The organism is Bacillus sp. SRB3LM, from assembly GCF_015712745.1.
GTDB lineage: Bacteria > Bacillota > Bacilli > Bacillales > Bacillaceae_G > Bacillus_A > Bacillus_A thuringiensis_K.
In genome coordinates this window covers 739636-760144 of the sequence record NZ_VWVQ01000103.1, presented here as the reverse complement: position 1 = coordinate 760144, position 20509 = coordinate 739636, and the positions used below count along the sequence as shown (strand labels likewise).

The following is a 20509-nucleotide window of genomic DNA, read 5'->3' as shown; positions in this document are numbered from 1 at the left end:
TTTTATTTTGTATAAAAGAAAGGAGAATGAGAGATGGGAGAATCATGGGGAAAAGGAACGATTTGTGTGCAAGGTGGCTATACGCCAAAGAATGGTGAACCACGTGTTTTACCACTTTATCAAAGCACAACGTATAAATACGATACTTCGGATGATTTAGCAGCTCTATTTAACTTAGAGGCAGAAGGATATATTTATACGCGTATTGGAAACCCTACTCTAGCCGCATTTGAGCAGAAGTTATCAGATTTAGAAGGCGGTGTAGGAGCTGTTGCAACGGCTTCTGGGCAAGCAGCTATTATGCTCGCCGTTTTAAATATTTGTAGTAGTGGGGATCATTTACTTTGTTCTTCAACGGTTTACGGGGGAACGTTTAATTTATTTGGAGTGAGTTTGCGTAAACTGGGCATTGATGTTACGTTCTTTAATCCAAATTTAACGGCAGATGAAATTACGGCGCTTGCTAATGACAAGACGAAACTTATCTATGCAGAATCGTTAGGAAATCCAGCGATGAATGTTTTAAATTTTAAAGAATTTTCAGCTGCCGCTAAAGAATTAGAGGTACCTTTTATCGTTGATAATACATTAGCAACTCCTTATTTATGCCAGGCGTTTGAACATGGGGCCAATATTATTGTTCATTCTACGACTAAATATATCGATGGGCATGCGAGCTCCTTAGGCGGTATTGTAATTGACGGTGGAAACTTTGATTGGACAAATGGGAAGTATCCTGAACTTGTTGAACCAGATCCAAGTTATCATGGTGTAAGTTACGTTCAAAACTTTGGTGCAGCAGCGTATATTGTGAAAGCACGTGTTCAGCTATTAAGAGATTATGGAAATTGTATGAGCCCATTCAATGCATATATTAGCAATATTGGCTTAGAAACATTGCATTTACGAATGGAACGTCATAGTGAAAATGCTCTTGCAGTTGCTAATTGGCTTGCTAATCATGAACGTATTGAATGGGTGAATTATCCGGGCTTAGATAGTAATGAAAATTACTCATTAGCACAACAGTATTTGAAAAAAGGTGCTAGTGGTGTTTTAACTTTCGGTATTAAAGGCGGATTAGAAGCAGCAAAAGAATTTATCGCAAATGTAAAACTAGCAACTCTCGTAACGCACGTAGCTGATGCACGAACTTGCGTTATACATCCTGCTAGTACGACGCATAGACAATTAAATGCTGAAGATCAGCGTTTAGCTGGTGTTACATCTGATTTAATTCGTTTATCGGTTGGTATAGAAGATGTTTCTGATATTATTGCAGATTTAGAAGCAGCTCTAGTTGGAGGCAAAACACATGCCGATCATAATTGATAAAGATTTACCGGCTCGCAAAGTGTTGCAAAAAGAAAATATTTTTGTAATGACGAAGGAGCGGGCAGAAACACAAGATATACGTGCTTTGAAAATTGCTATATTAAATTTAATGCCAACGAAGCAAGATACAGAGGCGCAATTACTTCGCTTAATTGGAAACACACCGTTACAATTAGATGTTCATTTGCTTCATATGGAATCACATCTATCTCGTAATGTAACGCAAGAACATTTAACAAGCTTTTATAAAACGTTTCGTGATATTGAAAATGAAAAGTTTGATGGGCTTATTATTACAGGAGCGCCAGTGGAGACCCTTGCTTTTGAAGAGGTAGATTATTGGGAAGAGCTTAAACATATTATGGAGTATTCAAAAACGAATGTAACATCTACGCTTCATATTTGCTGGGGAGCACAGGCTGGTTTGTACTATCATTATGGCGTTCCAAAGTATCCTCTTAAGGAAAAAATGTTCGGTGTGTTTGAACATGAAGTTTGCGAGCAACATGTGAAACTGTTACAAGGGTTTGATGAATTGTTTTTTGCCCCGCATTCTCGTCATACAGAAGTACGAGAGAGTGATATTAGAGAGGTGACAGAATTAACACTGTTAGCAAACTCTGAGGAAGCAGGTGTTCACCTTGTTATTGGGCAAGGAGGAAGACAAGTGTTTGCGCTTGGGCATAGTGAATATAGTTGTGACACGTTAAAGCAAGAATACGACCGGGACCGCCAAAAAGGGTTAAATATTGATGTGCCGAAAAACTATTTTAAGCATAATAATCCAAATGAGAAGCCGCTTGTACGGTGGAGGAGCCATGGGAATCTATTATTCTCTAATTGGCTGAATTATTACGTGTATCAAGAAACCCCTTATATATTGTAAAGAAAGATTGTGTAACACGTGGTAACGTTTTCCTTGTAAAGATTAACCTTTATTTTTCCGAATGTTCAAAATACATTGTTTTTCAGGTTTTTTACTCATATAATTTCATCTAAACACAATTTTTGAGGGGTGGAAAGTACTATGAAAGAAATTCAAGTTGGGTTATTAGGTCTTGGGACGGTTGGCAGTGGTGTGGTTCGTATTATTACGGATCATCAAGAACGACTCATACACCAAGTAGGTTGTCCAGTGAAGGTAACGAAAGTATTAGTGCAAAACATTGAGAAAGAGAGAGAGGTAGAGGTACCTTCTACTCTATTAACACAAGATGCACATGAAATTTTAGATAATCCAAATATTGATGTTGTCATCGAAGTGATGGGTGGCATTGAGGATGCAAAATCATATATTTTACAAGCTTTAAAAAGCGGAAAGCATGTTGTAACTGCAAATAAAGACTTAATGGCATTACATGGAGCTGAATTATTAGCGACAGCAAAAGATAATAAGGCTGATTTATTCTATGAGGCGAGTGTGGCAGGGGGAATTCCAATTTTACGCAGTATCGTAGAAGGACTTTCTTCAGATCTTATTACGAAAGTAATGGGAATTGTAAATGGAACGACTAATTTTATTTTGACGAAAATGTCAGACGAAGGGAGAGCATATAACGACGTGTTAAAAGAAGCCCAACAACTTGGATTTGCAGAAGCGGATCCAACATCAGATGTAGAAGGTTTAGATGCAGCAAGAAAAATGACAATTTTGGCTACCCTTGGTTTCTCTACAAATGTAGAGCTTGGAGATGTGAAGGTAAAAGGGATTACTTCTATTACAGAAGAAGATATTGAATACAGTAAGAGTTTAGGATACACGATTAAATTAATCGGTCTTGCGAAGCGAGATGGTGAAAAATTAGAGGTTACAGTTGAACCGACTTTACTTCCAAATACACATCCTCTTGCGGCCGTGCAAAACGAATATAACGCTGTATATGTGTATGGTGAAGCAGTTGGAGAAACAATGTTTTATGGACCAGGTGCAGGAAGTTTACCGACAGCAACGGCTGTTGTTTCCGACCTAGTAGCTGTAATGCAAAATATTAGATTAGGGGTAACAGGAAATAGTGCTGTAGTCCCGCAATATCAAAAGGTACTAAAAGAGCCAGACGAAATTGTTGTGAAGAAGTTTTTAAGACTTCATGTAAAAGATGAAATTGGTGTATTTGCAAAGATCACTTCATTATTCTCTGAGCGCGGAGTTAGCTTTGAAAAAATTATTCAAATGCCGCTTGAAGAGAAAGGAAAGGCTGAAATTGTAATTGTAACGCATCGTGCGTCTCTTGCTGATTATGATTATATTCTACATACGTTGCAAGGGTATGAAGAAATAGATTGTTTGAAAGCGAACTATCGAATTGAAGGGGATGCTAAGTAGTATCTCTTACCATAAAACAGAAAGAGCCTATTAAGCAGCTTGCTTAATAGGCTCTTTTCTATTTAAAATCTGCGTACCAACTTGAATAAATGCTTGGATAATCCAGCCTGTTGTAAAGGATAAGATGATTGTTCCAAAATAGATAGGTCCATCTAATAAAAAGCTTAGCGTTAAAAATAAAAAGGCTAATGAAATCTCTGTTCTTCTAAACGTCCATTTTTTCTTCTCAGCAACCGTTAAAACGAAAGCTTCTTGAGGTGCTGGGCAAAGGTTCGTAGAGACGTAAAGGCCAATTCCAGCTCCAACAAATAGATTTCCGCAAATAAGTGTTATATATTTTGGAAGAGAGCGGATAGCATCCATAATAGTTGTAGTGGAACCAATCCAATCAACAAAAAGAGAAATAAGAACCATCGTTACGATAGTACCAATTGTTATTTGTTTTTTATTCCAAAAGAGTACGATAAGTGTAAAAGCGAAGTTAATCATGAAAATCCAAAAACCTATACTTATCCCGAAATTTTGATATAGTGCAATAAAGAAGGAATCATAAGGGCTAAGTCCAAAGGAAGTAATGGTCGTCATCATATTAATACCGATGGCGAGAATGAGTAGACCGCCAATGAAAAATATATATTCTAATTTGAATCGAAACATAGTTGTATATCCTTTCAAAATGTATTTGCTAGGAAAGGATATATTGTGGAAAGCTTACCAGGTCAAGGGAGAATTTTTGTGAGAAGGGGAAAATGAGATGACAAATATAAGAAAGATTGCTGAACTTGCTGGGGTATCTATTTCAACTGTTTCACGTGTACTAAATAATCATCCTTATGTGAATGAACAGAAACGAAAAGAAATTTTAGCAATTATAGAAGAATTAAATTATACGCAAAATGTGAATGCAATTCATTTAGTGAAGGGAAAAACGAATGTAATTGGCGTTTTATTACCGCACGTAAATGATCAATATTATAGCGCTATTATTGAAGGAATATCGAAGGAAACAGCAAAGAATAATTATAATATGATGCTTTGCCAGACGAATTATAGCGAAGAAAGAGAACTAGAAATTTTAAATATGTTAAAAATGAAAAAGCTTGATGGGGTTATTATTTGTTCTCGGGCAAATAGTAAGGAGAAGCTTGAAGAATATAGGAAATTCGGCCCGATTGTTATGTGTGAAGAAATAGATTCAAAATGCATTTCAAGTGTCCATATCGATTACTACAAAGTATTTTCACATGGGATGAAAAGCTTAATAGATACCGGTCATACACGTATTGGATATTGTATTGGAAGAAGTAATAGCGTTAATAGCCAAAGACGAAAGAAGGCGTATGAAGATTCGCTTCAACAGAGTACCGTAACACCGTTAGAGACCTGGAAATTTGAGGGTTGTTTTACAGTGGAAGATGGACGCAATGTAATTAGAGAATGGGCTCATATGTCAGTAAAACCGACGGCGTTCCTTGTATCTTGTAACCATATTGCAGCGGGGATGGTTACAGAAGCAAAAAAACAAGGAATTCGTATTCCGGGTGATATTACGATTATCGGGTGTGATGATCAAGAGGTGGCAGATATATTGGGTATAACGACGATTTCGCATTCTAGTAAAAACGTTGGAATGAGAGCGTTTGAATTATTATATGAAAAGATTAGTGAAGAGAAATTAGATGTGAAGCATATAGAGTTATTACCAGAGTTAGTAGATAGAGAAACGACATAATTGAGAAGGTGTGAGAATCGCTTTTCAAAATTTCGTTTGGTATAATTATGGACAATCTATGAGGGCTAAAAGGGGTTTTGATATGAGATCAAAAGTAGTAAAAGTAATTCTACTCATTACAATTGCATCTTTCTGTTTATTTGCATATGGCTTTGTTTCAGGTGTAAATGATGTATTAAATCCAAAAGCTTCAAATTTAATTAAAAAGACCGATGTAGTAGCAAAAGAGAAAAGGAAAACGGGAACATTACAAATCGTTAGTTTAGGTGATTCATTAACGCGTGGCGTTGGTGATAAAGAAGGAATTGGTTATGTTGGGCGAATGAAAGAGGATTTACAAAAAGATTATAAGCAAAAAATTGCATTAACAAATTTAGCAGTTAGTGGTGCAAAAATGCCCGATTTATTAAAACAAATTGAAAGTAATGGCGCTAAATATTCAATTAAGCAAGCAGATGTAATCGTGTTAACGATTGGTGGGAATGATTTGTTCCCGGGCTGGGAATCGCTTGGGAAAATAGATTTAGAGACGTATCGTCCTGACACAGAAACATTTCAAAATGAAGCAAAGAAAATTATAGAAGAAATTCGTAAATTAAATACAGATAGTCCGATTTTTTGGCTTGGTTTATACAATCCTTTTGAAGATGTAGAAGATTTAAAAGGGTCTTCAAACATTGTTGTGGACTGGAATGCATCTTTAGAGAAGTTAGCGCTAAACGATAAAAATGTGTATATTACACCGACATTTGATTTATTCCAAAACCGCGGGAAAGATTTATTATACTCTGATCATTTTCATCCGAACGAAGTAGGTTATACGTATATGGCAGAACGTTTAGTTCAAAACGTTGTAAGTAAATTAAAACTAGAACAAGGAGGGGTAAAATGACGACGATACTTTCTGTACGAGACTTGAAGAAGATAATTGGAAAGAAGACTCTTGTAGAGAATATTTCCTTTGATGTAAAGCAAGGAGAAGTGTTCGGGTTCTTAGGACCAAATGGTGCTGGAAAGACGACTACCATTCGAATGTTAGTCGGATTGATTAAGGCGACAGAAGGTACGATTTCTATCGGTGGTTATTCGATTAAGGAAAATTTCAGAGAAGCGATGCGTCAAATTGGGAGTATCGTTGAAAACCCAGAACTGTACACATATTTAACGGGATGGGAAAATTTAAAGCAATTTGCTCGTATGTTAGGTGATATATCAGATGAACGTATTATTGAAATTGCTGAAATGGTTCATTTAGATGAAAGAATTCATGACAAGGTAAAAACGTACTCACTTGGTATGAAACAACGCCTTGGAATTGCGCAGGCGCTCCTTGGGAATCCAAAATTGCTCATATTAGATGAGCCAACGAATGGTTTAGATCCAGCAGGGATTAGAGAACTTAGGGAATTTATACATAAGCTTGTAAAAGAAGAAAATATGAGCGTGTTTATTTCAAGTCACTTGCTAAGTGAAGTGCAAATGATATGCGATCGCGTTGCTATTATTCATAAAGGAAAGATGATAACAGTTGCCAAGGTTGAAGAATTAATTAAAACAGCAAGCGATCGTGTAGAATGGATTGTTACACCGATTTCTAAGGCGAAAGATATGCTAGAAGCGGCCGAGGAAATAAGAGAAGTGAGTGTAGAAGGCGAGCGATTACTATGCCGCATGGATATTGCATCTATAAGTAGTTGGAATAAACACTTTGTTGAAAATGAAATAGATGTACATAGCGTTAAGGAGCTCATATTTACGCTAGAAGATTTATTTATTGAACTCACAAGGGGTGAGCAGCATGCGTGAATTTGCGAATCTAGTTTTAAATGAATCAGAAAAGATTTACCGCAAGAAACGTATTTTTGTTGTCATGCTTATTTTAGCAATCTTGATCCCGCTTTTTGTGTACGCGCAGTATCGTGAAATAGAAACGACACAAAAAAGACTCGGTACAACTGATTGGAAGGTTTCATTACAACAGCAAATTGTTGATTCTCAAAATCGATTGAACAATTCTAGGTTGCCAGAAGAATGGCGTGATTGGTTAAAAGTAAGAGTTGAGCAACAACAATATTATTTAGATCATGATATTAACCCGATGGCACCGGGTGCACCGACTTTTGTCAGAGCATTTATTGAACAAGGAATTACGTTATTTATTCCGCTTCTCGTAATGATTGTCGCCATTGATATCGTTTCAGGAGAACGAAGTGATGGGACGATGAAGATGTTACTTACGCGGCCGATTCTGCGCTGGAAAATACTCCTTAGTAAATACGTGACGATGTTATTTTTCATTTCGCTCATACTGTTTCTTGTAGGTTTGTTTGCCTACATATTATCAGGGCTTGTATTTGGGTACTCGGGATGGAATTTACCTGTTTTAACAGGATTCGTCATTGATAAGGAAACGTTAAATACGAACTTTGTACATCTTATTCCGCAGTGGCAATACATCTTAATGGCGTATGGACTAGCCTGGTTTGTTGCTATCGTTGTTGGAACTATATCATTTATGGTCTCTGTTTTAATTCGTAATACACCAGCTGGTATGGGCGTTATGCTAGCTGCATTAATTGCAGGTGGTATTTTAAGCTCGTTCGCAACATCTTGGGAAGGCGCCAAGTATATTTTTAGTGTGAATTTATCATTAACGGATTATTTATCAGGAAAATTACCTGCATTACAAGGTTTATCGATGGGGTTTTCTTTGATGAATTTAACTGTTTGGGCAGTTGTTTCTCTTGTTATTTCGTTCGTAGTATTTACAAGACAGGATATGGTGAATTAATTAGACAGGAAGTGACAGTATGGAAAATGTTTTAAAGAATGATTGGGAGCCACTATTGGCACCAGAATTCGAGAAAGAGTACTATCTTACTCTATCCAGTTTTTTGACAGAAGAATACAGCATGCATGTTGTTTATCCGAAGGTAGAAGATATCTTTAACGCTCTTCAGTATACAAGTTATGAAAATACAAAGGTTGTTATTTTAGGACAAGATCCATATCATGGACCGAATCAAGCGCATGGTTTAAGCTTTTCTGTACAACCTGGTGTTAAAACACCACCATCATTGTTAAATATGTATAAAGAACTTCGAGATGAATATGGTTATGAAATCCCGAATAACGGTTATTTAGTAAAATGGGCGGAACAAGGAGTATTACTACTAAATACCGTATTAACAGTTCGTGAAGGCGAAGCAAATTCTCATAAGGGAAAAGGATGGGAGCACTTCACAGATCGTGTAATTGAACTGTTGAACGAACGTGAAAAGCCAGTTATTTTCATATTGTGGGGGCGCCATGCGCAGGCGAAGAAGAAGTTAATTACGAATCGGAATCATCATATTATCGAATCTGTACATCCAAGCCCATTATCGGCAAGACGTGGTTTCTTTGGTAGTAAGCCATATTCTAAAGTAAATACGATTTTAGCTAATATGGGCGAAAGAGAAATTGATTGGGAAATTCCAAATTTATAAATAGAAAAGGTAGTTAACAGTCGTTAACTACCTTTTTATTATCATTGTTGCTCGTTCTTTAATTTTGCATCTAGTACAAAAGTACCAAATGGGATAACTGATGAAACGAATGCTCCAAGTGCCCATAAAATTGATTTACGGTGTACGATTGTTACTTGAATTACTGCAAAGATGAATAGAATAAATAGAACACCATGAGCCATGCCTGTAATTTTAACAGCTGTTGCAAATCCTGCGAAATATTTTAATGGCATTGCTACAAATAATAGTAATAGGAAAGAAATACCCTCAACTAGTCCAATTGCTCTTAATCGTCCGATTGGTGTAGATAACATAAAGTAGCCTCCTTTAACGTATGCTTGTATATAGTAAATTTGTATTCTTTTTCAAAATAAAATAGTCTATTTTGTTTCATTATATACAAAAAGAAAGTTTACACTACGAGAATAGTGCAAAGTTCAAAATATAGTCACAAAAGCATGAGAATTTAAATAAAAACCTATTTGAAGTATTTGACTTCAAATAGGTTTTGTGAATGAAAATATTAAACAAGTACATCCGTTTTTAAAACGAATTTCTCTACAACTTTTGCAACACCATCGTTCATATTTGTATCTGTTACGTAGTTTGCAATTTCTTTAATATCATCAGGTGCATTGCCCATTGCAACACCAAGACCAGCAAATTCAATCATTGCTTGGTCGTTATAGCTATCGCCCATTGCGATAACTTCTTCACGCTTAATGCCAAGCTTTTGAATCAGTTTGTTTAAGCTCGTTCCTTTTGTAACACCGGCTTCTGTAAATTCTAAGAAGAATGGTTTCGAACGCATCACGCTTAATTGGCCTTCTAGTTGTTTTTGTAGTTTCTTTTCAACTTCAACAAGGCGTTCAGCCTCTTTATTCATTAATACTTTTACTACAGGCTCTTTAACTGCGGCTTTAAAGTCATCTACTACAACAATTGGCATACCAGTAATATCGCCCTCAATTTCAGTATAAGGATTATTTTCTTCCGTTACGATATCATCGCCCATATAAGTATGAATCCATACATCTTCAGTTTTACTAATTTCAAATAGGTTGTGAACGATTTCAGGAGATAGCGTACTACTAAAGATTTCTTCGTTTGTTTTACAGTTAATAATTTTTGCACCATTAAAAGATAAAATGAAACTGCCGTATTCTTCTAAACGAAGCTCTTTGGCTACATTGCGCATACCAAACGTTGGACGTCCAGAAGCAAGTACAACCTTTACCCCTTGCTCTTGTGCAGTCATTAACGCTTCTTTCGTACGAGGTGAAATAGTATGGTCATCACGTAATAAAGTATCATCTAAATCTAAAACAATCATTTTATAAGTCATATAGAAAATTCCTTTCTTTAATTGAAATCAAAATACATGTTCATGAAGATGTTGAGGAATAATAGTAAGACATCAAACCTCTTTGAAAAGAAGTAGATAAATTATTATGAGTGTGTTGCTCATAATATTGGTTAATAATCATTGGGGATGAATAAAACCCCAATGATTAAAGTTTGATTTTATCGTAACAACTCTAAAGGTAGAGTGCAATAATGGAAGTTTTCCAATTTACGATATTTGTTTTGCTGTGGAACGAGAAAATAGTATTTCTAGCAAGATTGCCATTACAGATCCAAGAACGAGACCATTACTTAAAAACGATGCTAGAAATGGTGGAAGTGTGGAATATGCTCCTGCTGGAACAAACATAACTCCGACTCCTGTAAAGATTGAAAGACCGGCTACTTTAAATAATCGTTCTTTATCCTGGACAGTTTCGTATTCTCGAAAGGCGAGGCCAATCATGCTTGCGAATACAGGATAAATAGCGGCATAACCAACTGCAACAGGGATTGCTGCAAAGAATGAAGTAATCTTTGGAAATATACTAACGACAATAATAAAGCTTGACCCTAATATAAACGGGAGACGTTTATAAATATTAGTCGTTGCAATAAAACCTGCTGATCCAGAAATAGCGACAGGCCCAATAGCTGAAAACAGGCCGCCTAGCAATTGGTTGATTCCTGTTATAATGCCAGCTTGTTTAAAACGATCTGATGCAGCATTTTCTTCATATTTAGAGACAACCTTTTGTACAACGCGAATACTTGCTAACATATTTGTTAGAAGTAAGAGTGTAACGAAAATGACTGTAATTACCATATTCCATTCAACACGAGGCATTCCGAAAACAAATAAGGACGGAAAACGGATTATGTCTGTCACTGGTGTTATTGGATTAGATAATCCGAAGCATGCGAATAATATCCAGCCGCATATGATACTGAAAAGAACGGAATATTGTCCAATAATAGGTAGCTTCATGATGAAAAAGGATAGTAAAATAACAATGAGTGAAAGAATAAATACGTTAGGTTGTACTTCTGTATGTTTTCCATCAAGGCCAAACATTCCCTTTAAGAAGGAGCCACTAAGCTGCGCGACAAGAAGAAATAAATACGTTCCAATGACTGTCGGTGTAAAATAGCGAACAAGTTTATCAATAAGTCCAAAAACGCTAAGAATAATACAAATAATACCGCTTAATAAGAAAGCATATTGAAGAACTTTAAGTGTCTCATTGCTGGATCCAAATAATACGACACCTAAACTTGCGTAAAGGGAGAAAATTCCCCACCAAAGGCCAGCAGGACCTTCTTGAATAGGAAGTTTATGCCCAAATATAGCTTGCAAGAGACCAGCAAAGCCTAGAACAAATAACGTTCTTTGTACGAATGCGATAGCTTCAGCGCCATCAAGACCATAACTAGTTGCGACACTAATTGGTACAATAAGGCTTCCAGCTAAAATAAATAGTGCCCATTGTAAGGCGGAAAGAAATGTCTTCATTATATCAACCTCTTTCATAGATTCCGTATCTAGTATATACGTATTTTATTTCCACTGGCAAAGATTGTAGATAGAGAAAAGAGTTGAAACAAGGTATGAATGCACGTAAGCAATTATGGATAGCAGTTATATGTATGACTTTTGTTGTAATTCTAGGAACGATAGGATTTATGACGATCGAAGAGATTAGTTTGTTTCAAGCATTTTGGATGACGATGATTACTGTATTGACTGTTGGATACGGGGATGCCGTTCCTGTAACGCAAGCGGGGAAAGTATTTGCGCTCCTTATTATTCCTGTTGGCGTAGGTATTGTTACGTATGCAATTGGGGTAGTGGCAGCTATGATTATTGAAGGGAATTTATTTCATGCAGTACGGAGGAAGAAGATGGATAAACAAATAGCGCAGTTGAAAAATCATATTATAGTATGTGGTTGCGGTAGAGTGGGGCTTCAAGTTGTACATGAATTGCAAGAAAAGAATATTCCATTTGTCGTTGTTGATAAAGATGAAAGTATATCGGGGCAGGAAAAGCTTTTATTTGTACATGGAGATGCAACGGAAGATCAAGTATTACATAATGCCGGAATTTTAGAAGCAGCTGGTTTAGTTGCTATTGTTGCAAATGATGCCGAAAATGTATTTATTACATTAACAGCCAGAGGATTAAACGATACGATTAAAATTGTGGCGAGATCTGAAAAGCCAGAAACTGAAGAGAAATTAAGGCGTGCTGGTGCAAATAAGGTTATTAATCCATCTAGTATGGCAGGTATTCATATCGCAAAAGGTATTGCCAATCCATTAACCGTTCATTATATTGATACAGTGTTGTATGGAGTGGAACAGTCATTTGTCATTGAAGAAATTCTAGTTGGAAAAGATTCAATATTAGTTGGTAAATCGTTACTAGAGAGTAATGTAAGGAATCAGTTTGATGTAACAATATTAGCGATTTTAAGAAATGGTAATATTATACATAATCCAGCGGGGCAGGAAAAATTGAAAGAACGTGATATGATAATAGTATTTGGTTCAGTAGAGAAACTGGGACAATTCGAGAAAGAATTACAAAGTACGAGGTGATAAGGAATGCAAATATCTAGCGACAAGATTTTAAATAAAATGGCGAATGAAATTGCGAAGGCAAAAAGTAGTGAAGGACAAAAGTCAAAAGAACATTTATTAGTTGTGCGCGCTTTATGTGACTTATTATTAGATGAACAAGTTGAAACATCTACATATAGAGAACCACAAATTCCATCGAAAGTAATTGGATCACAACCAGTAACAACTATGCAACCAATTGCACCTGTTTCTGGGGAGCCAGTATATATAAAAGAAAGTGATGCAAACGGTAATTCTTTATTTGATTTTTAGAAGATAAATCGTTTGGCTTATATGCAAAAATTGCTTATGATAAAGGTAAAAAAGGGGAATTAAGATGAAAATTTTCTTTTTACTAGGTTGTATTGCAGCGGGGCTATCTGTTGCGTTAGGGGCCTTTGGAGCACACGGTTTAGAAAATAAAATTTCTGCAAAAATGTTAGAAGTGTGGAAAACAGGCGTTACATATCAAATGTTTCATGCAGGTGGACTATTCGTAGTTGCTTTATTAATGGATAAGGTCCAATCATCACTTTTAACTACTGCTGGTTGGCTAATGGTAGCTGGGATTATTATGTTCTCAGGTAGTTTGTATGCATTAAGTACGACAGGAATTAAGTTCTTTGGCCCAATTACACCTCTTGGTGGTGTAGCATTTATTGTGGCATGGATTTTAGTCGGAACTGCAGTTGTAAAAGGATTATAAAAAAACAAAAGCTGGCATATGCCAGCTTTTTTTATGGTCTTGGAGCATAAGTTGCTTGTTGACTAGGTAAATACGTAATTTCCTCTGGAAATTCTACGTAATCTAAGTAAATCATTAGTAGTAAATAGCGTTTTCCTGATTGTGGTTCACTAATAACGATATGGTCACGGCCAGCCGCTTCAATAATACCTGTATAAGATTGTGTACCAAGGGAACTGCCACGTTCATAAGTCATTACAACCGTAGCTTGCTTACCTTTGTTTAAGCGAAGGATATTTTCAATATAGGATTGCTCTAGAGGTAACATGCCTTGAGAAATTGCATATTGAGCTTGTGCAGCTTGAGCTGATTGTTGTTGCATTGCTTGCTGTTGTTGTTGAGTCATTTGTTGCGGTTGTACATAAGTTCCAGATGGTTGATAAAAACCTGTTCCATAGTACGGATTTTGTTGCTGTGCCATTCAAAAATCCCTCCTCATTTTCATCTCTTAATATACGCTAGGACAGTCTTCGCCAGATGGTTGGAAGAAGCAGTGTTTTTTGAAGCGACCAGAGTTTTGTTGGTTATACCAAGTTGGCGGACATGCACCCTCAGGTCTAAAGAACCATAAGGCAAAATTGGCAGGCCAAAAACGTTGCCCTTGAATGGTCCGTCTCGCCAGGGCAATATCTTGTTCACGTGCCCGTTGATAAAAATATCCTTTTTGCGTTGCTTCAAAACCGCCGGGGTTTTGATAAACCATTTGACGTAAATTACGAATGCTTTTAAAGTCTAAACAATTTCCGCGGACACGATTTACCCCAACGTTTCCGACCATTAACATTCCTTGTTGCCCTTCTCCTTCGGCTTCAGCACGCATCAGTCTAGCTAACAACTTTACATCTGCTTCGTTATAAGCAATAACGCCCATTATGTGTCACCTCTCTTTTTGTAATACCTTTTGGAAAGAGGTTTATCTCTAGATGAAGTGTGTAACAATTACTAGTTCATACGTATGAGGAAAAGGACTCAGATATGACAACCAAACGAAGTTTTACATTGAGAGTGGAAAATAAAAAAGCTAGCGTGAGCCAGCTTTTTTATTAAAAAACTTTAGACCATAAGTTTGAGAAGAAATCACCAATAGAGCGCATTGTTAACACAAACCAATTTGCTTTTTCAACTTCCTCTGTCGTTTTTGCAGTAACTTTCATACTTTTACTACCGTCTAAGAAACCATATTTATCAGTTGATTCTAAAGTAATTGAGCCTACTTTGGCATCTTTCTTAGTAGGAGCAACTAAATGTCCATCTTCAGCAAGAGATTTATCTAATTCAGTCCCAATTTTATAAGGCTCTTTGCTACCTTTTTTCGCAATTACTGTTATTTCTTTTTCGGGTGCAACAGTTACTTGGTCTTCTTTCCCTTTTACTACAGAGATTGTATTGTTCTTATTAACTTTTAGTTTTTGTTTTTCAAAGTTATTAAATCCATATTCGATTAATTCACGAGATTCTGTGAAACGTTCATCCATTGATTTTGTTTTAATAATAACTGAGATAAGACGTACATCACCACGTTTAGCAGTAATAGTAAATCCGTATCCAGCTGTATCAGAACTTCCGGTTTTTAAACCATCAGTACCTTCATAAGCGAAAGCAGCTCCTGGTAACATCCAATTCCAGTTTTCCATACGAATTGGTTTTGGATGATTGTCTGGGAAGTTTCTAAATCTTTGTTTTGTATCCTCTAGCATTTCTGGATACTTTGTAATCATTGCTTTTGAAAGCATACCCATATCACGAGCTGACATAGAGTTTTCTGCATTTAGATCAGTTCCCTCAGGATGTTTTCCTTTTAAGTCAGCGTTATTTAAGCCAGTAGCGTTTACAAATTTATATTTCTTTAATCCTAGCTTTTTAGCATGTTCATTTGCAAGATTTAAGAAGTTTTTCTCACTTCCTGCAAGAAGTTCTGCTAAAGCGATACTAGATCCATTTGCAGAGAATATAACAATAGAATGATATAATTCTTTTACAGTATATTGACGTCCTTTTTCGAACGGTACATTAGAGAATTCATTATTACGAGAGACTTCATAAGCGTAATCAGAAATATTTACTTTCGTATCCCATGTGATTTTTCCTTCTTTAATTGCTTCTAAAACAGCATAAACAACAATTAATTTTGACATACTAGCAATAGCTAGCAATTCATCTGGATTTTGCTCGTGAAGTATTTTTCCTGTATCTGCATCAAATAAAAGTGCAGCCGCCGCCTCAATATGTATTTTTTCTTCCGCATGGGATGTTGTCACTCTTAAGGAAGAAATTGACAATACAAGCAATAGTAAAATAGACAAGATTTTTTTCATATAGATTATCACCTTCGCATCGTTATTTAGCATATAGCTCGTATCATTTTAGCATATCTTTACATATAAAAAGGTTACAATTTTACAATAAATTTGAAAAAATGTCGGTTTTTCTTCAAAAGTGCAGAAAAAAGGAGATTTTTGAGGATAAATATAGAGAAGAATAAAAAAAGGAACGAAATTCGTTCCTTTTCACCATTTATATGTGTAAAAATTTCTCTACTTTTTCGTCTGGTAAAATGTTTCCAACGAAGAATGTTCCAAATTCACCATAACGAGCACTTACTTCATCGAAGCGCATTTCATATATAAGTTTTTTAAATTGAAGAACATCGTCAGCGAATAATGTTACGCCCCATTCGAAATCGTCGAATCCAACAGATCCTGAAATCACTTGGCGTACTTTACCTGCATATTGACGACCAATTTTACTATGACTGTACATCATTTTTTTACGCTCTTCCATAGGAAGCATGTACCAGTTGTCATCACCTTGGCGACGCTTATCCATTGGATAGAAGCAAATATGATTTGCTTTCGGCAATTCAGGATATAAGCGAGCTAAAATTTGTGGGTTTTGGTATGGATCCTCATCAGCTGGAAGATAGTTGCTTAATTCAACAACAGATACGTAAGAATATGCAGGAACCATATATTCAGCTAAAGTTGTTTTATTCAATTCTGTCTCAATTTCATTTAACTCTTCCATTGTTGGACGTAAAATCATAAGCATAATATCAGCTTTTTGGCCAACAACTGTATACATTGCGTGACTACCTTTTTTCGCAGTAGCTACTTCGTTCCATTTTTCAACGACATTTAAAAATTCAGACACTGCTTGTCCGCGTTCGTCGCTAGATAATGTTTTCCATGCAGCCCAATCAATAGAACGTAAATCATGTAAACAATACCAGCCATCTAACGTTGTTGTTGCTTCACTCATTCTATTCACCTCAGTTAATGATAGTTTTACACGTTAACTATAGCATATATAGTTTTAAAATCATCTATATAAAACCTTGGCGCATAAAATTGTCACATTTAAGTGTTTAAGCAAGTTGAATTCAACGGCTGAATTTTATGAAAATATAATCATTTTTATTTTATCTATTTTTTGGGAGCTATAAGTTTAAAATATAGAAGAAAAGCAGTATTCTTAAAGATAGAGTATTTTTAACATATGTAGGAGGGTTTATTCGTGAGCAACTTATTTACAACAGTAAAAGAAAAAGTTCAAGGAAAAGGCATTTCTATCGTACTTCCTGAAGGAACTGATGAAAGAATTTTAGGCGCTGCAGAGCGTTTAGCAAAAGAAGAGTTAGTAAAACCAATCTTAGTTGGTAATAAGGAAGAAATTAGCGCAAAAGCTGCTAGCATGAATTTAACATTAGCAGGCGTTGATATTTACGACCCAGCTACATACGAAGAAATGGATGCAATGGTAGCATCTTTCGTTGAACGCCGTAAAGGTAAAGCAACTGAAGAAGACGCTCGCAAAATCCTTAAAGACGAAAACTACTTCGGTACAATGCTTGTATACATGGGAAAAGCACACGGTTTAGTAAGTGGTGCAGCTCACTCTACAGCTGATACAGTTCGTCCAGCACTTCAAATTATTAAAACAAAACCAGGCGTTACAAAAACTTCTGGCGTATTCATTATGGTACGTGAAGAAGAGAAATATGTATTCGCTGATTGCGCAATTAACATTGCACCAAACAGCCAAGATTTAGCTGAAATCGGTATCGAAAGTGCGAAAACTGCTGAGTTATTCGGCATTGATCCACGCGTTGCTATGTTAAGCTTCTCTACAAAAGGTTCTGCGAAATCTCCAGAAACAGAAAAAGTTGTAGAAGCAACTCGCATTGCAAAAGAAATGGCTCCTGAGTTAACTTTAGATGGAGAATTCCAATTCGATGCTGCATTCGTACCATCTGTAGCTGAGAAAAAAGCTCCAGGTTCTACAATTAAAGGTGATGCTAACGTATTCGTATTCCCAAGCTTAGAAGCTGGTAATATCGGCTACAAAATCGCTCAACGTTTAGGTAACTTCGAAGCAGTAGGACCAATCTTACAAGGCTTAAACATGCCTGTAAATGACCTATCTCGTGGATGTAACGAAGAAGAAGTGTACAAGTTAGCTTTAATTACAGCAGCTCAAGCACTTTAATTCTATAATGAATTGAAATAAAGACCGTCGCTATTATAGCGACGGTCTTTATTTTTCTAAGCCAAGTGCTTTATTATTACGATCAATAATACGTTGTAAATTCGTCTCATATAAAGGAATCTCATCTATTGTTAATTGAGATGGAGTTAACTTTGGAGCGAATTGCTGCAATGTTTTTAAAAGACGCATCATTAAATCTTGTACTGTAATGGTTTCGTCAAGTAATTCTGAGAGTGAGGCCATCGTACTTGGTACAATTTCAGGGTACGTAAAGCGTGTTTCTTCCCCTTGAATTGCTAGGTTGTAGAAATCACGAACGAGTGCGGCACGCTCAGAGCCACTTCCTGTAGCACAAAGATAAATTTGGACAGCGACACCGCCGCGAATACGACGTTGTGAAATACCAGCGAATTTTTGATCGCGAATACTTAAATCATAACTACCAGGACAGTAAGAGCCGACAATTTCTTTTGCTTCGATAGTAACGTCGTAATCCTTTAACATCTCCTTAATCAAATGCCACATCGTATCGTATCCAAGATCAATATCGATACCTTTTTCTGTTTCTTGGAATAAAAGTGATACGTTTAAAACACCTTCATCAAGCACGACTGCAAGCCCGCCAGAATTACGAACAATAACATTGAAGTTGTTTTGTTTTAAAAAAGAAATACCTTCTTCTAAATGCGGAAGGCGTGAATCTTGAATACCAAGGACAATTGTATTGTGATGAACCCAAGAACGCATTGTTGCGGCTGACTTGCCATTTCCAATGCTTGTGCATAATGTGTCATCCATTGCGAATGACTGAAGTGCATGGAATGTTGGCCCCAAACTAGATTGATCTACAATGCGCCACTCTGGCTGAGATAAAATGGAACGGGAATTGCTCATATAACTAACCCCTTATCTTTAAAATGACAATCTCTATTATAGCAAAAAATGAAGAATGGAGTTTTCTCACATATAAAGGGGAGCTTAGAGGTGAAATAATAAAAAGGATGCATTACATGCATCCTTTTTATTCTGCAATTTTTTCTAAATTACCGTTTCGGTCCATTCGGAAAGATGTTTGAGAACGTTCTTCATCATCCATGACTGCCAATTTACGAGCTCGGTTCATAATGTTCATAAGTGTTTCGTAATCTTCTTGTACAGTATGAGATTGCTTTTCTAATTTTTCTAGTTTCTTTTCTAGTTCCTCATTCCTAAGAATTTGTGCTTTAATTTCTTGTTTCAATCTCGTATTCTCGTTTTCAAGAGCTGTCACTTTTATATTTGAAGATCCGACTGTTTGTAAAAAATAAATAACATCTTGCATTGTCATAGAGCTTCTTGCAGCAGTAGATTCTTGATATGGAATAGCTTCTTTATATTGTACGATTGAATCTTCTTGTACTAACTCTTCATAATTAGTTATCGAATCTGAAACTGGTGGTGTATAAAGTAAACGTTTTTTCGCTTGTTCACCGCTTGCAGCACGCATTTTATCTTTACGATGTTTTTTTGCTAGTTGAAGAGCTTGTTCATAGCTATAGCGAACGACAGCATTCCAGCGGAAACCACAAGCAGCAGATGTACGATTTAACTGATCCCCTACTTCCTCAAATGCATTTAATTGTGTACTTCCTTCTCTAACATGACGAAGTACCGTTTCAGCAAGTAATAAATCATCCTCATCTGTCCAAGCATCTTGTCTTACTTTCATAGATTCAACTCCCTTTCTTTTTATGAACTTCCTATTTTTATAATGGGCAAAAAAATAAACTTTTATACAAAGCTTTTAAAAATATGGTAGATTTCGATGAAAGGTAAAAATTTTCCCATGAATGGTGAGCGCTTCTGTAGGAGAGCATATAAATATGTAGCATTATGTAGAGAATAGGCTTTGTAGGGAAACTTGCAACGAGCTTCAAAGAGCGGTAAAATACCATTTAGTGTTTATTTTTAAATGTACTTGAGAAAAGTTTAAAATAGAGGAAGTGTTATGTAATGGGAAACGAGTTTCGCGTGTGCGATGACTGTCAGGCAACGAACGTTAAAACGTTAGTTCCGAAGTTAAAAAAAGTAGATTCATGTGCAACGATTGAAGTTGGATGTCAGTCTTACTGTGGTCCTGGTCGTAAAAAATCATTCGCATTTGTAAATAACCGTCCAGTTGCGGCTCCAACAGAAGATGAGTTAATCGTAAAAATTGAAGCAAAGTTAAATAAGTAAGAAAAAGAAGAGTGAAAAGATTACTCTTCTTTTTTTATGCCCATAAGAGGAATGGTTTATTCTGCAAAAGTAATCTTGTGTGTACGAACGTTTTCTAAAGGATGGACATAATTTTTGTATTAAAATTCCAATTTATATAAATTTATATTTCAAAATAATGGTTGACAGTCTTTTAAAGCGATAGGTAGAATAGAAGT

Annotated in this window: 23 protein-coding genes; 13 read left to right on the top strand and 10 right to left on the bottom strand. The window is 36.1% G+C overall.

Annotation, left to right across the window (positions count from 1 at the left end; genetic code table 11):
* Window positions 1-33: 33 nt before the first annotated feature.
* From F3I02_RS31055 to F3I02_RS31045, 3 genes are all read left to right on the top strand, one after another.
* Entirely contained in the window at window positions 34-1332 is a 1299-nt protein-coding gene (locus F3I02_RS31055; RefSeq protein ID WP_000504782.1) for a bifunctional O-acetylhomoserine aminocarboxypropyltransferase/cysteine synthase, read from the top strand.
* Window positions 1316-2221 (top strand): homoserine O-acetyltransferase MetA, encoded by a 906-nt coding sequence (gene metA / locus F3I02_RS31050; protein ID WP_001121539.1) that lies wholly within the window; start codon window positions 1316-1318, stop codon window positions 2219-2221. The genes F3I02_RS31055 and metA overlap by 17 nt, the downstream gene beginning before the upstream one ends.
* A gap of 141 nt (window positions 2222-2362) precedes the next feature.
* Window positions 2363-3658, top strand: a complete 1296-nt coding sequence (locus tag F3I02_RS31045) for a homoserine dehydrogenase (protein WP_196478750.1) — start codon at window positions 2363-2365, stop codon at window positions 3656-3658.
* A 30-nt stretch (window positions 3659-3688) separates the two neighbouring features.
* Here F3I02_RS31045 and F3I02_RS31040 read toward each other — a convergent pair whose 3' ends face one another.
* On the bottom strand, window positions 3689-4315 hold the full coding sequence (locus F3I02_RS31040; RefSeq protein WP_000488229.1) for a YczE/YyaS/YitT family protein: 627 nt from the start codon (window positions 4313-4315) through the stop codon (window positions 3689-3691).
* Between the two features lie 97 nt (window positions 4316-4412).
* Here F3I02_RS31040 and F3I02_RS31035 point away from each other — a divergent pair, with 97 nt between their 5' ends.
* From F3I02_RS31035 to F3I02_RS31015, 5 genes are read left to right on the top strand one after another with little or no spacing between them, the layout of a single operon-like run.
* Window positions 4413-5390, top strand: coding sequence for a LacI family DNA-binding transcriptional regulator (locus F3I02_RS31035; RefSeq protein ID WP_196478749.1), 978 nt, complete (start codon window positions 4413-4415; stop codon window positions 5388-5390).
* Window positions 5391-5400: 10 nt separating this feature from the next.
* On the top strand, window positions 5401-6282 hold the full coding sequence (locus tag F3I02_RS31030; protein WP_002164264.1) for an SGNH/GDSL hydrolase family protein: 882 nt from the start codon (window positions 5401-5403) through the stop codon (window positions 6280-6282).
* Window positions 6279-7196, top strand: coding sequence for an ABC transporter ATP-binding protein (locus F3I02_RS31025; RefSeq protein ID WP_000207704.1), 918 nt, complete (start codon window positions 6279-6281; stop codon window positions 7194-7196). The genes F3I02_RS31030 and F3I02_RS31025 overlap by 4 nt, the downstream gene beginning before the upstream one ends.
* Entirely contained in the window at window positions 7189-8181 is a 993-nt protein-coding gene (locus F3I02_RS31020; RefSeq protein WP_196478748.1) for an ABC transporter permease subunit, read from the top strand. The genes F3I02_RS31025 and F3I02_RS31020 overlap by 8 nt, the downstream gene beginning before the upstream one ends.
* A gap of 19 nt (window positions 8182-8200) precedes the next feature.
* Window positions 8201-8878: a uracil-DNA glycosylase gene (locus tag F3I02_RS31015; RefSeq protein ID WP_000432517.1), complete on the top strand. Its 678-nt coding sequence runs from the start codon at window positions 8201-8203 to the stop codon at window positions 8876-8878.
* Window positions 8879-8919: 41 nt separating this feature from the next.
* On the opposite strand, the gene F3I02_RS31010 is transcribed toward F3I02_RS31015, so the two are convergent.
* The 3 genes from F3I02_RS31010 to F3I02_RS31000 form a co-directional block, all read right to left on the bottom strand.
* Window positions 8920-9213, bottom strand: coding sequence for a DUF3817 domain-containing protein (locus F3I02_RS31010; RefSeq protein WP_000953396.1), 294 nt, complete (start codon window positions 9211-9213; stop codon window positions 8920-8922).
* A 209-nt stretch (window positions 9214-9422) separates the two neighbouring features.
* Window positions 9423-10244, bottom strand: coding sequence for a Cof-type HAD-IIB family hydrolase (locus F3I02_RS31005; protein WP_000221382.1), 822 nt, complete (start codon window positions 10242-10244; stop codon window positions 9423-9425).
* Window positions 10245-10472: 228 nt separating this feature from the next.
* Window positions 10473-11756 carry a purine/pyrimidine permease gene (locus F3I02_RS31000; protein ID WP_000847032.1) on the bottom strand — a complete coding sequence of 428 codons (1284 nt, stop codon included), beginning with the start codon at window positions 11754-11756 and terminating at the stop codon, window positions 10473-10475.
* Window positions 11757-11851: 95 nt separating this feature from the next.
* Here F3I02_RS31000 and F3I02_RS30995 point away from each other — a divergent pair, with 95 nt between their 5' ends.
* The 3 genes from F3I02_RS30995 to F3I02_RS30985 all read left to right on the top strand — a co-directional run bounded on the left by F3I02_RS30995 (window position 11852) and on the right by F3I02_RS30985 (window position 13571).
* On the top strand, window positions 11852-12844 hold the full coding sequence (locus tag F3I02_RS30995; protein WP_002164263.1) for a potassium channel family protein: 993 nt from the start codon (window positions 11852-11854) through the stop codon (window positions 12842-12844).
* Between the two features lie 6 nt (window positions 12845-12850).
* Window positions 12851-13138 carry a YwdI family protein gene (locus tag F3I02_RS30990; RefSeq protein WP_001167350.1) on the top strand — a complete coding sequence of 96 codons (288 nt, stop codon included), beginning with the start codon at window positions 12851-12853 and terminating at the stop codon, window positions 13136-13138.
* Between the two features lie 64 nt (window positions 13139-13202).
* Window positions 13203-13571 carry a DUF423 domain-containing protein gene (locus F3I02_RS30985; RefSeq protein ID WP_000688315.1) on the top strand — a complete coding sequence of 123 codons (369 nt, stop codon included), beginning with the start codon at window positions 13203-13205 and terminating at the stop codon, window positions 13569-13571.
* 31 nt (window positions 13572-13602) lie between these two features.
* Here F3I02_RS30985 and gerQ read toward each other — a convergent pair whose 3' ends face one another.
* The 4 genes from gerQ to hemQ form a co-directional block, all read right to left on the bottom strand.
* On the bottom strand, window positions 13603-14031 hold the full coding sequence (gene gerQ / locus F3I02_RS30980; RefSeq protein WP_000068651.1) for a spore coat protein GerQ: 429 nt from the start codon (window positions 14029-14031) through the stop codon (window positions 13603-13605).
* Window positions 14032-14058: 27 nt separating this feature from the next.
* A complete protein-coding gene (gene cwlJ, locus F3I02_RS30975; RefSeq protein ID WP_000538154.1) occupies window positions 14059-14481 on the bottom strand; it encodes a cell wall hydrolase CwlJ in 423 nt (140 codons plus the stop codon).
* A 172-nt stretch (window positions 14482-14653) separates the two neighbouring features.
* Entirely contained in the window at window positions 14654-15925 is a 1272-nt protein-coding gene (locus F3I02_RS30970; protein WP_000722878.1) for a serine hydrolase, read from the bottom strand.
* A gap of 199 nt (window positions 15926-16124) precedes the next feature.
* Window positions 16125-16868 carry a hydrogen peroxide-dependent heme synthase gene (gene hemQ, locus F3I02_RS30965; RefSeq protein WP_001287595.1) on the bottom strand — a complete coding sequence of 248 codons (744 nt, stop codon included), beginning with the start codon at window positions 16866-16868 and terminating at the stop codon, window positions 16125-16127.
* Between the two features lie 255 nt (window positions 16869-17123).
* Between hemQ and pta the strand changes: the two genes are divergently transcribed.
* The gene (gene pta, locus F3I02_RS30960) at window positions 17124-18095 is read left to right on the top strand and encodes a phosphate acetyltransferase (protein ID WP_000067215.1); all 972 of its coding nucleotides are present in this window, start codon (window positions 17124-17126) and stop codon (window positions 18093-18095) included.
* Window positions 18096-18143: 48 nt separating this feature from the next.
* On the opposite strand, the gene lipL is transcribed toward pta, so the two are convergent.
* Both lipL and F3I02_RS30950 read right to left on the bottom strand, forming a co-directional pair.
* A complete protein-coding gene (gene lipL / locus F3I02_RS30955) occupies window positions 18144-18989 on the bottom strand; it encodes an octanoyl-[GcvH]:protein N-octanoyltransferase (protein WP_000071947.1) in 846 nt (281 codons plus the stop codon).
* Window positions 18990-19116: 127 nt separating this feature from the next.
* Window positions 19117-19803 (bottom strand): RsfA family transcriptional regulator, encoded by a 687-nt coding sequence (locus F3I02_RS30950; protein ID WP_000868368.1) that lies wholly within the window; start codon window positions 19801-19803, stop codon window positions 19117-19119.
* A gap of 284 nt (window positions 19804-20087) precedes the next feature.
* On the opposite strand from F3I02_RS30950, the gene F3I02_RS30945 reads away from it, so the two are divergent.
* Entirely contained in the window at window positions 20088-20312 is a 225-nt protein-coding gene (locus tag F3I02_RS30945) for a YuzB family protein (RefSeq protein ID WP_000526079.1), read from the top strand.
* Window positions 20313-20509 lie beyond the last annotated feature (197 nt).

Excerpts from the sequence above, each read along its gene's own strand:
- F3I02_RS30945 (WP_000526079.1), top strand. The coding sequence starts at position 20,088 with ATGGGAAACGAGTTTCGCGTGTGCGATGACTGTCAGGCAACGAACGTT.
- F3I02_RS30970 (WP_000722878.1), bottom strand. The coding sequence starts at position 15,925 with ATGAAAAAAATCTTGTCTATTTTACTATTGCTTGTATTGTCAATTTCT.
- gerQ (WP_000068651.1), bottom strand. The coding sequence starts at position 14,031 with ATGGCACAGCAACAAAATCCGTACTATGGAACAGGTTTTTATCAACCA.
- F3I02_RS31025 (WP_000207704.1), top strand. The coding sequence starts at position 6,279 with ATGACGACGATACTTTCTGTACGAGACTTGAAGAAGATAATTGGAAAG.
- F3I02_RS31020 (WP_196478748.1), top strand. The coding sequence starts at position 7,189 with ATGCGTGAATTTGCGAATCTAGTTTTAAATGAATCAGAAAAGATTTAC.
- F3I02_RS31000 (WP_000847032.1), bottom strand. The coding sequence starts at position 11,756 with ATGAAGACATTTCTTTCCGCCTTACAATGGGCACTATTTATTTTAGCT.
- metA (WP_001121539.1), top strand. The coding sequence starts at position 1,316 with ATGCCGATCATAATTGATAAAGATTTACCGGCTCGCAAAGTGTTGCAA.
- F3I02_RS31055 (WP_000504782.1), top strand. The coding sequence starts at position 34 with ATGGGAGAATCATGGGGAAAAGGAACGATTTGTGTGCAAGGTGGCTAT.
- cwlJ (WP_000538154.1), bottom strand. The coding sequence starts at position 14,481 with ATGGGCGTTATTGCTTATAACGAAGCAGATGTAAAGTTGTTAGCTAGA.
- F3I02_RS30950 (WP_000868368.1), bottom strand. The coding sequence starts at position 19,803 with ATGAAAGTAAGACAAGATGCTTGGACAGATGAGGATGATTTATTACTT.
- F3I02_RS31010 (WP_000953396.1), bottom strand. The coding sequence starts at position 9,213 with ATGTTATCTACACCAATCGGACGATTAAGAGCAATTGGACTAGTTGAG.
- hemQ (WP_001287595.1), bottom strand. The coding sequence starts at position 16,868 with ATGAGTGAAGCAACAACAACGTTAGATGGCTGGTATTGTTTACATGAT.
- F3I02_RS31035 (WP_196478749.1), top strand. The coding sequence starts at position 4,413 with ATGACAAATATAAGAAAGATTGCTGAACTTGCTGGGGTATCTATTTCA.
- F3I02_RS31015 (WP_000432517.1), top strand. The coding sequence starts at position 8,201 with ATGGAAAATGTTTTAAAGAATGATTGGGAGCCACTATTGGCACCAGAA.
- F3I02_RS30995 (WP_002164263.1), top strand. The coding sequence starts at position 11,852 with ATGAATGCACGTAAGCAATTATGGATAGCAGTTATATGTATGACTTTT.
- F3I02_RS31045 (WP_196478750.1), top strand. The coding sequence starts at position 2,363 with ATGAAAGAAATTCAAGTTGGGTTATTAGGTCTTGGGACGGTTGGCAGT.
- F3I02_RS30990 (WP_001167350.1), top strand. The coding sequence starts at position 12,851 with ATGCAAATATCTAGCGACAAGATTTTAAATAAAATGGCGAATGAAATT.
- F3I02_RS30985 (WP_000688315.1), top strand. The coding sequence starts at position 13,203 with ATGAAAATTTTCTTTTTACTAGGTTGTATTGCAGCGGGGCTATCTGTT.
- F3I02_RS31005 (WP_000221382.1), bottom strand. The coding sequence starts at position 10,244 with ATGACTTATAAAATGATTGTTTTAGATTTAGATGATACTTTATTACGT.
- F3I02_RS31040 (WP_000488229.1), bottom strand. The coding sequence starts at position 4,315 with ATGTTTCGATTCAAATTAGAATATATATTTTTCATTGGCGGTCTACTC.
- lipL (WP_000071947.1), bottom strand. The coding sequence starts at position 18,989 with ATGAGCAATTCCCGTTCCATTTTATCTCAGCCAGAGTGGCGCATTGTA.